The sequence below is a fragment of the Streptomyces sp. NPDC041124 genome (genome assembly GCF_055592385.1).
Window position 1 is genome coordinate 693,760 of sequence record NZ_JBVIYR010000004.1, and the last position, 12,028, is coordinate 705,787.

General features: G+C 73.9%; 11 protein-coding genes. 4 read left to right on the plus strand and 7 right to left on the minus strand.

From position 1 onward, the window contains the following. Window positions 1-28: 28 nt before the first annotated feature. The 3 genes from ACZ6A9_RS14700 (at window position 29) to ACZ6A9_RS14710 (ending at window position 1,105) form a co-directional block, all read left to right on the plus strand. Window positions 29-76 (plus strand): hypothetical protein, encoded by a 48-nt coding sequence (locus ACZ6A9_RS14700; RefSeq protein WP_386933994.1) that lies wholly within the window; start codon window positions 29-31, stop codon window positions 74-76. Window positions 77-143: 67 nt separating this feature from the next. Continuing rightward, on the plus strand, window positions 144-671 hold the full coding sequence (locus ACZ6A9_RS14705) for a cupin domain-containing protein (protein ID WP_468984512.1): 528 nt from the start codon (window positions 144-146) through the stop codon (window positions 669-671). Beyond that, window positions 668-1,105, plus strand: a complete 438-nt coding sequence (locus ACZ6A9_RS14710) for a rhodanese-like domain-containing protein (protein WP_468984515.1) — start codon at window positions 668-670, stop codon at window positions 1,103-1,105. The genes ACZ6A9_RS14705 and ACZ6A9_RS14710 overlap by 4 nt, the downstream gene beginning before the upstream one ends. Window positions 1,106-1,232: 127 nt before the next feature. Here the strand turns inward: ACZ6A9_RS14710 and recX are convergent, their stop codons facing one another. The 7 genes from recX to ACZ6A9_RS14745 form a co-directional block, all read right to left on the minus strand. Then, on the minus strand, window positions 1,233-2,024 hold the full coding sequence (gene recX, locus ACZ6A9_RS14715) for a recombination regulator RecX (RefSeq protein ID WP_468984517.1): 792 nt from the start codon (window positions 2,022-2,024) through the stop codon (window positions 1,233-1,235). A gap of 3 nt (window positions 2,025-2,027) precedes the next feature. Beyond that, window positions 2,028-3,146, minus strand: a complete 1,119-nt coding sequence (recA, locus tag ACZ6A9_RS14720; protein WP_468984519.1) for a recombinase RecA — start codon at window positions 3,144-3,146, stop codon at window positions 2,028-2,030. 229 nt (window positions 3,147-3,375) lie between these two features. Then, window positions 3,376-4,638: an AI-2E family transporter gene (locus ACZ6A9_RS14725; protein ID WP_468984521.1), complete on the minus strand. Its 1,263-nt coding sequence runs from the start codon at window positions 4,636-4,638 to the stop codon at window positions 3,376-3,378. A 59-nt stretch (window positions 4,639-4,697) separates the two neighbouring features. Further along, the gene (locus ACZ6A9_RS14730) at window positions 4,698-4,892 is read right to left on the minus strand and encodes a DUF3046 domain-containing protein (protein ID WP_468984523.1); all 195 of its coding nucleotides are present in this window, start codon (window positions 4,890-4,892) and stop codon (window positions 4,698-4,700) included. Between the two features lie 224 nt (window positions 4,893-5,116). Beyond that, complete coding sequence (locus ACZ6A9_RS14735; RefSeq protein WP_468984525.1) at window positions 5,117-5,425, minus strand: AzlD domain-containing protein; 309 nt, start codon at window positions 5,423-5,425, stop codon at window positions 5,117-5,119. After that, window positions 5,422-6,099 carry an AzlC family ABC transporter permease gene (locus tag ACZ6A9_RS14740; protein ID WP_468984527.1) on the minus strand — a complete coding sequence of 226 codons (678 nt, stop codon included), beginning with the start codon at window positions 6,097-6,099 and terminating at the stop codon, window positions 5,422-5,424. Before ACZ6A9_RS14740 ends, ACZ6A9_RS14735 begins: the two co-directional genes overlap by 4 nt. Further along, window positions 6,039-7,079 (minus strand): AraC family transcriptional regulator, encoded by a 1,041-nt coding sequence (locus tag ACZ6A9_RS14745; RefSeq protein WP_468984529.1) that lies wholly within the window; start codon window positions 7,077-7,079, stop codon window positions 6,039-6,041. The genes ACZ6A9_RS14740 and ACZ6A9_RS14745 overlap by 61 nt, the downstream gene beginning before the upstream one ends. 84 nt (window positions 7,080-7,163) lie before the next feature. Here ACZ6A9_RS14745 and ACZ6A9_RS14750 point away from each other — a divergent pair, with 84 nt between their 5' ends. Then, complete coding sequence (locus tag ACZ6A9_RS14750) at window positions 7,164-12,005, plus strand: ATP-dependent helicase (RefSeq protein ID WP_468984532.1); 4,842 nt, start codon at window positions 7,164-7,166, stop codon at window positions 12,003-12,005. Window positions 12,006-12,028: the final 23 nt, after the last annotated feature.

The following is a 12,028-nucleotide window of genomic DNA, read 5'->3' on the forward strand; positions in this document are numbered from 1 at the left end:
CTGCGTGCACCTGTGGCGGAGGGTCCACATGGACCTCGTCCGCTACGTGGGCTGCGTGTGTCGCCCGTCCTGTTGATTCGCCTCTCTCCCTCGCGCGCGCCGTTGCCGCGCGCTGTCGCGAACTCTTCATCAGGACGGTGCACATGTCTGTCTCCTCCCCTGCTCCGGCTCCCGCCTCCGCCCCCACGCAGGCGGACCTCCTCGACTTCGTCCGGCGGGCCGCCGCCGACCCCGAACTGATCGCCTCCCTTCCGCTCGACCCCGAGGGGCGCACGTGGGTGCGGCTCGACGGGCCGGGCGGCAGCGAGGCCTGGCTGATCGGCTGGCCGCCGGGTACCGGTACGGGCTGGCACGACCACGCCGACTCCCTCGGTGCCTTCATGACCGCCGCGGGTGAGCTGACGGAGAACTCGCTCGCCGCGCGGCTGCCCACCGACGGCTGGAAGACCCTTGAGCTCAGCGACGGCGTGGACCGGGAGCGCCGGCTGACCGCCGGGCAGGGCCGCGCCTTCGGGCGACACCATGTGCACGAGGTGCTCAACGAGTCCCCGGACCGGCACGCGGTCTCCGTGCATGCCTACTTCCCGCCGTTGCCGCGGATCCGCCGTTACGGTCGCAGCGGCCATGTGCTGCGTCTGGAGCAGGTCGAGGGGCCGGAGGACTGGCAGTGAGCGGAACGCACGAGACGAACGAACAGCCCGGCGGTGCCACCGGGATCGACGAACTGCTGGAGCGGGTGCGCGCCGGCTACGAACGCATCGAGGCCCCGGACGCCTACACGGCGGCCCGGGCCGGTGAGGCGCTGCTGGTGGACATCCGGTACGCCGCGCTGCGGGACCGTGACGGCCTCGTTCCCGGCGCTCTCGTCGTCGAGCGCAACGAACTGGAGTGGCGCCTGGACCCCCTGGGCAGCCACCGCCTTCCCGAGGCCACCGGTCATGACCTGCGCGTGGTCGTGATCTGCAACGAGGGGTACGCCTCCAGCCTGGCGGCGGAGTCCCTCCACCGGCTGGGCCTGCGCCGCGCCACCGACCTGGTGGGCGGCTTCCAGGCCTGGCGTGCTGCCGGCCTCCCGGTGACGGGGCCCGCGCAGACGTCGGCATGACCGCGCCCGGGTGAGCGTCACGTCCGGGCGGCAGGTCGCCTCCCGCGCGGCGGGGGCGAGGGCCCCGGTTCGGTCGGTGGCTCCGGCTGCCCGGCGGGAGTGTGCGGCGCAGTCGTGCGCCGTCGGCTCAGACCCCCTCGTCCCCGAGGAAGTCCGTGTCCTCGCCCTCCTCCTCCAGGGCCTGCCGGACCACGCGCAGGGCGAGGCCTTCGGGGTAGCCCTTGCGGGCGAGCATGCCGGCGAGGCGGCGGATGCGCTTGTCGCGGTCGAGTCCGCGGGTGGCGCGCAGTTTGCGGGCCACCAGTTCGCGCGCGGTCTCCTCCTCCTGCTCGGAGTCGAGTCGGGAGACGGCCTCCTCGATCAGCGTGGGGTCGACGCCCTTGGTCCGCAGTTCGCGGGCGAGCGCGCGCCGGGCCAGCCCCCGGCCGTGGTGGCGGGACTCCACCCAGGCGTCCGCGAAGGCACTGTCGTTGATCAGTCCGACCTCTTCGAACCGGGACAGCACCTCCTCGGCGGCCTCGTCCGGGATCTCGCGCTTGCGCAGCGCGTCGGCGAGCTGCTTCCGGGTGCGCGGGGTCCCGGTGAGCAGGCGCAGGCAGATCCCCCGCGCTCGCTCGACCGGGTCCCCCGGAGGTTCCTCCCGCTCCGCCCTCTCCGAGGAGGAGGAGCCTCCGTCCGCCGCGGCCGCGTCGCCGAAGTTCCGGCGCCCGCGTCCGCGCCCACCGCGCGGCCCGCCGTCACGCGAGCCGCCCGCCCGTGCGCCCCCGCCGCGCCGCCTGCCGCCGCGGTCCGCGCCCGTGCCGTCGTCGTACGCCGTGTCACCGTCCACGGCCGGGCCGTCGACGCCGTCGGTGTCCCTCCCCCGTGGGACACCGGCGGCGTCGAACTCGTACTCGGCCCAGTCGGTTCGTCGGGTCACGGGTCAGCTCTTGGCCGCCGCGGCCTTGGACTTGGTGGCCTTGGCCGCCGGAGCCGGTACCGCGGCCGGCTCGGCCGGAGCGGTGCCCGTGGCGTCCGCGGCCGCCTCTGCGGCGGGCTGCTCGGGCCGGACGCCGACGCCCAGCTTCTCCTTGATCTTCCTCTCGATCTCGTTGGCGAGGTCGGGGTTGTCCTTCAGGAAGTTGCGGGCGTTCTCCTTGCCCTGGCCGAGCTGGTCGCCCTCGTACGTGTACCAGGCGCCGGCCTTGCGGACGAAGCCGTGCTCCACGCCCATGTCGATCAGGCCGCCCTCGCGGCTGATGCCCTGGCCGTAGAGGATGTCGAACTCGGCCTGCTTGAAGGGCGGCGCCACCTTGTTCTTGACGACCTTGCAGCGGGTGCGGTTGCCGACCGCCTCGGTGCCGTCCTTGAGGGTCTCGATGCGGCGGATGTCGATGCGCACCGAGGCGTAGAACTTCAGCGCCCGGCCACCGGTCGTCGTCTCCGGGGAGCCGAACATCACGCCGATCTTCTCGCGGAGCTGGTTGATGAAGATCGCGGTGGTCTTGGACTGGTTGAGCGCGCTGGTGATCTTCCGCAGGGCCTGGCTCATCAGACGGGCCTGCAGACCGACGTGGCTGTCGCCCATCTCGCCCTCGATCTCCGCACGCGGGACGAGGGCCGCGACGGAGTCGATGACGATGAGGTCGAGAGCACCCGAGCGGACCAGCATGTCCACGATCTCCAGGGCCTGCTCGCCGTTGTCCGGCTGGGACAGGATCAGGTTGTCGATGTCGACGCCGAGCTTCTTCGCGTACTCGGGGTCGAGGGCGTGCTCCGCGTCCACGAAGGCGACCTGGCCGCCGGCCTTCTGCGCGTTCGCCACCGCGTGCAGGGTCAGGGTCGTCTTGCCGGAGGACTCCGGTCCGTAGATCTCCACCACACGGCCGCGCGGCAGACCGCCCACGCCGAGCGCCACGTCCAGCGCGGTCGACCCGGTCGGGATGACCTCGATGGGCTCGTTCGTCCGGTCACCCATGCGCATGACCGCGCCCTTGCCGAATTGCCGTTCAATCTGTGCGAGCGCGGCGTCGAGCGCCTTCTCGCGGTCGGTTCCTGCCATGGGTTCCACCCGATTTGCTTGAGTCGATCGCTTCACGTCAAAGACGCTAACGCCTGCCACTGACAACGCGCTCCGACGCACGTCCGGCCTGTGGATAACGCGGATGCATTTCGGCGTGAACCTGGACAGAACACCCGCCGTCGAGCCTCACCGGCACTCCCATAAGAATGGATGTTCGATTTTTGTGTCAAGCCGCGCCACGCGGTGCCCGCGGGCGCGACGGCTGTCCTCAGGAGGCCCCGGTGTCTCCGTTCCGGGGGTGCGGCACGCCGGACCGCCGGGCCCACAGGCGGCGGGCGCGCCTGAGCGCTCCCTGCTCTCCGCCGGAACCGCGGTGGCCGTGCACACGGGGATCGTCCGTGACGTCGTACCGCTTCACGTAGGCGCCGAGGAACGCCTGGAGGGTGGCGACGGCGGGGATGGCGATGAGCGCGCCGACGGCGCCCAGCAGGGCGGTGCCCGCGACGACCGAGCCGAAGGCGACCGCCGGGTGGATGTCGACGGTCCTGGAGGTCAGCTTGGGCTGGAGCACGTAGTTCTCGAACTGCTGGTAGATCACCACGAAGATCAGCACCCACAGCGCGTACCAGGGGTCGACCGTGAAGGCGATCAGCATGGGCAGCGCGCCCGCGAGATACGTTCCGATGGTGGGGATGAACTGCGACACCAGGCCCACCCACACGGCCAGCACGGGCGCGTAGGGGACCTGGAGGAACTCCAGGAGGACGTAGTGGGCGAAGCCGGAGGCGAGGGCCATCAGTCCGCGCGAGTACAGGTAGCCGCCCGTCTTGTTCACGGCGATCTCCCACGCGCGCAGCACCTCGGCCTGCCGCGCGGGTGGCAGCAGGGAGCAGACGGTGCGCCGCAGCCGGGGTCCGTCGGCGGCGAAGTAGAACGAGAACAGGCCGATGGTCAGCAACTGGAAGAGGCCGCCGAGGACCTGGGCCGAGACGTCGAGCACGCCGGTGGCGCTGTTCTGCACGTAATTGCGCAGCCAGTCGGAGCGCAGCAGCCCCTCCTGGATGTCCACCCGCCGCAGCTCGGTGCGGAAGTGCGCGTTGACCCAGTTGATCACCGAGTCGAGGTACTCCGGGAAGTCCTCGACGATCTTGACGATCTGTCCCGCCAGCATCGACCCGAGCAGCGTGACGAAGCCCGCCGACGCGACCAGGATGCCCAGGAAGACGAGGAACGTGCCCAGGCCCCGGCGCAGCCCGCGCGCCGCCATCCAGCTCACCGCGGGCTCGACGGCGAGCGCCAGGAAGAACGCTATGAGCACGTTGAGCAGCAGGCCGGTGAGCTGGTGGAAGGCCCAGCTGCCCAGCTGGAACACGGCGATCAGCGCGAGTGCGAGCACCATGGCACGCGGCAGCCAGCGCGGCATGCGGGCGCCCGGCCGGGCCGTGGGGTCCACCGGAGGCCCGGCGGGCGGTGGCGCGCCGGGCGTGGTGGTTCGCTGGGCCGTCGGCCCGGTCTCGTCAGTGGTTGGCACGGCTCAAGTCTCACCTACGCCGGCACCGGCCGTCCGCCCCCGGGCGGTCACTGTGACGATCAGCGCTTCTCCCGGGGCACGCCCATCACCGTGCAGACCACCCGCCAGACGTCCTTGGCGTCCCAGCCGGCCGACAGTGCCTCGTACACGGTGCGCCCGCCGAGTTCGGAGATGACGTGGTCGCGCGCGAAGGTCTCGGCGTAACCCGCACCGAAGTGCTCCGCCATCCGCTCCCAGAAAACCGTCAACCGCATGCCCTCAGTATCCCGCGTCGGGGGTGTCCTCCCGACGCGGCGCCCGCCTGCACGGCTTTCCGACCACGGTCGATGCCATGGCCGACACCGGAGCCGCCCGCCGCCCCCGACGTCCGGGCCCCGGCCCCCGGCCCCTGCGCCGGAACTCCCCGCGCACCCTGGTGACGTACGGCCGCACCGTCGACCGCGCGGTGCCGGCTCCGTCCCCGGCCGGGCGGCCCCGCTCACCCGCCCAGTGCCCGCACCCCCGCCGTCACCACGACGGCCGCCCCGATGACGAGCAGGAACGGGGCACGCAGCATCAGCGCCACGGCCGCGGCCGCCAGGCCGGCCGCGCGGGCGTCCAGCACCAGGCTCTGGCCGTCGGAGAAGGCCTGCTGGGCCGTGAGCGCGGCGAGCAGCGCGACCGGCAGCAGCGCGGCGAGCCGCCGGACGAGCGGGCGCTCCAGGACTCCGGCGGGCACCAGCAGCCCCGCGAGTTTGACGGCGTAGCAGCCGAGGACGGTCACGCCGATCGCGATCCAGACGCTCAACGGTCCTCCTCCGGTCCGTCCCCGCGCGGTGCGCTCCGGCGGCCCCGCGCCCACAGCACGGCCGGTGCCGCGAGCGCCGCCACCAGCACCGGCACGCCGGCCGGCAGCACGGGCAGCAGGCCGAGTCCGAGGAGGACCGCGAGCCCAGCGACGGTCCGCTCAGTGCCGGTCCGCAGCATCGGGGCCAGCAGAGCGAGGAAGACGGCGGGGCCGGCCGCGTCCAGCCCCCACGCGTCGGTGTCCCCGATCGCCTCAGCGCCCAGCGCGCCGAGCAGCGTGGTGAGGTTCCACAGGACGTACAGGCTGAGCCCGGTCACCACGAACCCGAGCCGGGCGCTGCGCCGGGTGGGCTGCGCGAGGGACACGGCGGCCGTCTCGTCGATGACCCACTGCGCGGCGAAGGGCCGCACCGCGCGGGGCAGCGCCAGGAGCTGCGACAGCCGCAGACCGTAGAAGGCGTTGCGCACCCCGAGGAAGAGCGCACCCGCGGCGGCGGTGAACGGGCCGCCTCCGGCCGCGAGCGCCCCGACCAGGGCGAACTGGGAGGCCCCGGTGAACACCAGCAGGCTCAGCGCACAGGTCTGGAGCAGGGTGAGCCCGCTGCCCGCCGAGGTCACGCCGAAGGCGAACCCGGAGAGTCCGACGGCGATCCCGACGCCGAGGGCGTCCCGCACGACCGCGCCGGCCGGCTTTCCTTCCGCGCCGTCCGGTTTCCCTCCCGCTCCGTCCTGCTTTCCTCCCGCTTCGTCCCGTAGGTCCGCGAGTGCTGCTGTCCGTTCTGCTGCCACGTTCCCGACGGTACGAGAAGGCCGCCGCGTGCGTCTTGTACGTTCTTGCGCTCGCGCTGGTAGGCGCCCGGGGGCACGCCGACGATCCGGCTGAAGTGCCGGTTCAGGTGCGGCTGGTCGGTGAACCCCACCGCGAGGGCCGCCTGTGACGGCACCGTCCCCGCGTCCAGCAGCCGGCGGGCGCGCCGTACCCGCGCGTCGGTGAGCCAGGCGTGCGGGGGCATCCCGTAGGTGTCGCGGAACGCCCGCAGCAGGGCGAACGGGCCGGTGCCGAGCTCGGCCGCCAGCCGCTCCAGCGTCGGGGGATCGGCCATCCGCTCCTCCAGCACGGCACGCGCGCGTGCCGCGGTGCGGGCGCCCGCGGTACGCACCTCGCGCCGCGGCAGCGTGCCCCCGTTCAGCCGGAGCAGCCGCGTCACCGCGACGCGGAGCAGTGTGTCGGCGGCGAGCGCGTTGCCCTCGTCCGTGGCCCGCAGCACCTGGTGCACGAGGTGGACGGTGTACGGGTCGTCGAGGACGGGTCTCACGAACCCGGGTGTGCCGCGCAGCGTCGTCGTCTCGGCGGCGATCGCGGCCACCACCTCCGGCGAGGGGTACACCGCCCCGTACCGCCATCCCTCGGGGACGCCCGCCCGGCCGGTGTGCGGGGTGTCGGGGTTCACCAGCGCGAGGGACCCGGCAGCGGCGTACTGGTCCCCGCCGCCGTGGTGGAAGACCTCCACCCCGTCGTCGATGGCGGCGATCACGAAGTGCTCGTGTGTGTGCCGGACGAACGTCTTGCGGATGTAGCGGGCACGCAGCAGGTCGACACCGGGCAGTTCGTCGTACTTCCAGTGCCGCGCCCGTTCCCTGCGCGCTTCCGCCATACGGCCATTGTCACGCGGCCCGGCACACCCCCGCCCGTGGCCCCGCCCGGCCCGATTGTCAGTGGCCGGGTGCACGATGGACGCATGGTCAGCGATCCGCACCGGGCCCTGGACGGCTTCTCCCCCGCCACCCGCGGCTGGTTCACGGGTGCCTTCTCCGCGCCCACCGCCGCGCAGGCCGGTGCGTGGCGGGCCATCGGGGAGGGTTCGGACGTGCTGGTGGTCGCCCCCACCGGCTCGGGGAAGACCCTGGCGGCCTTCCTCGCCGCCCTGGACCAGCTGGCGTCCGCGCCGCCGCCCGCCGATCCCAGGAAGCGCTGCCGTGTGCTGTACGTCTCGCCGCTGAAGGCGCTCGCCGTCGACGTGGAGCGCAACCTGCGCAGCCCGCTGACCGGCATCCGCCAGGAGGCCGTGCGCCTGGGGCTGCCCGAGCCCGAGGTGAAGGTCGGCATCCGCTCCGGCGACACCCCTCCGGCGGAGCGGCGGGCCCTCGCGACCCGGCCGCCGGACATCCTGATCACCACTCCGGAGTCGCTGTTCCTGATGCTGACGTCCGCCACGCGCGACGCGCTGACGGGCGTGGAGACGGTGATCCTGGACGAGGTGCACGCGGTCGCGGGCACCAAGCGCGGCGCGCACCTCGCCCTGTCCCTGGAGCGGTTGGACGAGCTGCTGCCCCGCCCGGCCCGGCGCATCGGCCTCTCGGCGACCGTGCGTCCGGTGGACGAGGTGGCCCGCTTCCTCGCCCCCCGCGGCAAGGTGGAGATCGTCCAGCCGGCGTCGGGCAAGGAGTTCGACCTGTCCGTGGTGCTGCCGGTCGAGGACCTGGGAGAGCTGGGCGGTTCCCCGGTCGCCGACGGATCGGAGGGTGCCGAGCGCCCGTCGATCTGGCCGCACGTCGAGGAGCGGATCACCGATCTGGTGCAGTCGCACCGCTCGACCATCGTCTTCGCCAATTCCCGCCGCCTCGCCGAGCGTCTGTGCAACCGGCTCAACGAGATCGCCTACGAGCGGGCCACCGGGCAGCCGCTCGACGAACAGCACTCCCCCGCCGAGCTGATGGGTGGTTCCGGGGCCGCCCAGGGCGCGCCCCCGGTCATCGCGCGGGCCCACCACGGTTCCGTGTCCAAGGAGCAGCGCGCTCTGGTCGAGGAGGACCTGAAGGCGGGCCGGCTGCCCGCGGTCGTCGCCACCTCCAGTCTGGAGCTGGGCATCGACATGGGCGCCGTGGACCTGGTGGTCCAGGTCGAGTCGCCGCCGTCGGTCGCCTCGGGGCTCCAGCGCGTCGGCCGGGCCGGACACCAGGTGGGCGCGGTCTCCACGGGCGTGGTCTTCCCCAAGTACCGGGGCGACCTGGTGCAGTCGGCCGTGGTCACCGAGCGGATGCGCACCGGGGCCATCGAGGCGCTCCGCGTCCCCGCCAACCCGCTCGACGTCCTGGCGCAGCAGCTCGTCGCGATGACGGCCATGGACACCTGGCAGGTCGACGACCTGCTCGCCCTGGTCCGCCGCGCGGCCCCCTTCGCCTCCCTGCCCGAGTCGGCCTTCACCGGTGTCCTGGACATGCTCGCCGGCCGCTACCCCTCCGACGCCTTCGCCGAGCTGCGCCCGCGCGTGGTCTGGGACCGGGTCACGGGCGAGATCACCGGCCGGCCGGGCGCCCAGCGCCTCGCCGTCACGTCGGGGGGCACGATTCCCGACCGGGGTCTGTTCGGGGTGTTCCTGGCGGGCGCCGACCCCAAGAAGGGCGGCGGCCGGGTCGGCGAGCTCGACGAGGAGATGGTCTACGAGTCCCGCGTGGGCGACGTCTTCACCCTCGGCACCAGTTCCTGGCGCATCGAGGACATCACGCGCGACCGGGTCCTGGTCTCCCCCGCGCCGGGCGTGCCGGGCCGGCTGCCGTTCTGGAAGGGCGACCAGCTGGGCCGTCCGCTGGAGCTGGGCCGGGCGGTGGGCGCCTTCCTGCGCGAGGTGGGCTCGCAGTCGAAGGAGGACGCCCGGCTGCGGCTCCTCACCGCGGGACTGGACGCCTGGGCCGCGGACAACGTGCTGTCCTACCTCGACGAACAGCGCGAGGCCTGCGGCCACGTCCCCGACGACCGCACCATCGTCGTCGAGCGCTTCCGCGACGAGCTCGGCGACTGGCGGGTCGTCGTGCACTCCCCGTTCGGCGCCCAGGTGCACGCCCCCTGGGCCCTCGCGCTCGGCGCCCGCCTCTCCGAGCGGTACGGCATGGACGCCCAGGTGATGCACGCCGACGACGGCATCGTGCTGCGCCTGCCGGACGCCGATCTGATGAGTCTCGACCTGCTCGACCAGGACCCGGTGAAGGCCGGCAGCGAGTACGACAGCGACCAGGCCCCCGTGGGCGCCGCCGACGTCGTCTTCGACAAGGGCGAGGTCGACCAGGTCGTCACCGACCAGGTGGGCGGCTCGGCACTGTTCGCGTCCCGGTTCCGCGAGTGTGCCGCCCGCGCGCTGCTGCTGCCGCGCCGCAGCCCAGGCCGGCGCACCCCGCTGTGGCAGCAGCGCCAGCGCGCCTCGCAGCTGCTCCAGGTGGCCGGGGAGTTCGGCTCGTTCCCGATCGTCCTGGAAGCGGTGCGCGAATGCCTCCAGGACGTCTTCGACGTCCCCGGGCTGGTCGAGCTGATGGGCGACCTGGAGGCCCGCAAGGTCCGCCTGGTGGAGGTCACCACCCCGGAGCCGTCGCCGTTCGCCCGCTCCCTCCTCTTCGGGTACGTCGCCCAGTTCCTGTACGAGGGCGACTCCCCGCTCGCCGAGCGCCGCGCCGCCGCGCTGTCGCTGGACTCACGGCTGCTCGCCGAACTGCTCGGCCAGGCCGAGCTGCGCGAACTGCTCGACGCCGAGGTACTGACCGAGCTGGAGCGCGAGCTGCAGTGGCTCACCGAGGACCGGCGGGTCAAGGACGCGGAAGGCGTGGCCGACCTGCTGCGGCTGCTCGGCCCGCTCACCGACGGCGAGCTCGCCGAGCGCGGCGCCGAACCGCAGTGGGCGCGGGAACTCGCCTCCGCGCGGCGCGCCATCCGGGTGCGGGTGGCCGGCGCCGACCACTGGGCGGCGGTCGAGGACGCCGGCCGGCTGCGGGACGCGCTGGGCACCGCGCTGCCGGTGGGTGTGCCGGAGGCGTTCACCGAACCGGTGAAGGACCCCCTCGGCGACCTCCTCGCGCGGTACGCGCGCACGCACGGCCCGTTCACCTCGGCCACGGCGGCGGGCCGCTTCGGGCTCGGGGCGGCGGTCACCGAGGGCGCTCTGCAGCGGCTCTCCGCGGCCGGCCGGGTGGTCCAGGGCGAGTTCCACCCCGCCGGGATCGGACAGGAGTGGTGCGACGCGGCCGTGCTGCGCAGACTGCGCCGCCGTTCCCTGGCCGCGCTGCGGCACGAGCTGGAGCCGGTGCCGCCCGCCTCGCTCGCCCAGTTCCTCCCCCAGTGGCAGCACATCGGCAAGGGGCACACCCTGCGCGGCGTCGACGGCCTGGTGCGGGCCGTCGAGCAGTTGCAGGGCGCCTCGGTGCCCGCGTCCGCGCTGGAGAAACTGGTCCTGCCCGCACGCGTGGCGAACTACGCGCCGGCGATGCTGGACGAACTCACGGCCGCCGGGGAGGTGGTGTGGGCGGGCGCCGGTTCGCTCCCGGGGAAGGACGGCTGGGTCTCCCTGTACCTCGCCGACGCGGCACCGCTGCTCCTGCCGCCCCCGCACCCACTGGAGCTCACCGCGCTCCACCAGTCGGTCCTGGACGCCCTGTCCGGCGGGTACGGCCTGTTCTTCCGCCAGATCGCCGACCAGGTCCGGGCCACCACGCACCCGGGGGCCGGCGATCCCCAACTGGCCGACGTGCTGTGGGACCTCGTGTGGTCCGGGCGGCTGACCAACGACACGCTCGCCCCCATGCGCTCCCTGCTGGGCTCGGGCCGGACGGCGGGCTCCACGGCGCACCGGGCCAAGCGCGCGGTCCCGCGCGGACGCTACGGCTCGCTCACCGCGGCCGCCCGCACCGCGTCGCGGACGGGGCCCCCGACCGTCGCCGGCCGCTGGTCCCTCGTCCCGCACCGGGAGGCCGACCCGACCGTACGCGCGCACGCGCTGGCGCACACCCTGCTGGACCGGCACGGCGTGGTGACCCGGGGAGCGGTCTCCGCGGAGGGCGTCGAGGGCGGATTCTCGGCGACGTACCGCATCCTGTCGGCGTTCGAGGAGACCGGCCAGGCCCGCCGCGGCTACGTGGTGGAGGGCCTGGGCGCCGCCCAGTTCGCGATGGACGGCGCCGTGGACCGCCTCCGCGCGGCGGCCAACGCCCGCGAGCGGAGCGGCGGCATGCCGGCCCCGGACGTCCCCGCCCCGTTCGACGGCGCTCCGGGCCACGACGCCCTTCACGATGCCCCGTACTCCCGTCCGTCGCCGCGCGACCACGTCGCCCCGCGCGACCAGGCCCCACAGGCCCCGCCTCCCTGGAGCAACGGCGGCGGTCCGTCGTACGACCCCTTCGCCGGACGCCGTACCGGACCGGACCGCTCGGGGCGTTCCGTCGTCCTGGCCGCCGCCGACCCGGCGAACGCGTACGGTGCCGCGCTGGGCTGGCCCGAGCCCCCCACCGGTGCCGGGCACAAGCCGGGCCGCAAGGCGGGTTCCCTGGTGGTGCTGGTGGACGGCGAGCTGACGCTCTACATGGAGCGCGGCGGCAAGACGCTGCTGGCCTGGCCCGCCGCGGGCGACGGCGAACCCGCCGGCGATCCCCGCCTCCCGGCCGCTGCCGAGGCCCTCGCCGGCGCCGCCCGCGCGGGTTCCCTCGGCACGGTCACGGTGGAGCGGATCAACGGCACCCCGGCCCTGACGTCGCCCCTGGGCGCCCTCCTGGAGAACGCCGGCTTCGTGGCCACCCCCCGTGGCCTCCGCCTGCGCGCATGACCCTCCCCTGCCCACCCCGGACA

Bases quoted from the DNA above. Each gene is read 5' to 3' on its own strand.
- ACZ6A9_RS14705 (WP_468984512.1), top strand. From the start codon at position 144: ATGTCTGTCTCCTCCCCTGCTCCGGCTCCCGCCTCCGCCCCCACGCAG.
- recA (WP_468984519.1), bottom strand. From the start codon at position 3,146: ATGGCAGGAACCGACCGCGAGAAGGCGCTCGACGCCGCGCTCGCACAG.
- ACZ6A9_RS14730 (WP_468984523.1), bottom strand. From the start codon at position 4,892: ATGCGGTTGACGGTTTTCTGGGAGCGGATGGCGGAGCACTTCGGTGCG.
- ACZ6A9_RS14745 (WP_468984529.1), bottom strand. From the start codon at position 7,079: ATGGCGGAAGCGCGCAGGGAACGGGCGCGGCACTGGAAGTACGACGAA.
- ACZ6A9_RS14750 (WP_468984532.1), top strand. From the start codon at position 7,164: ATGGTCAGCGATCCGCACCGGGCCCTGGACGGCTTCTCCCCCGCCACC.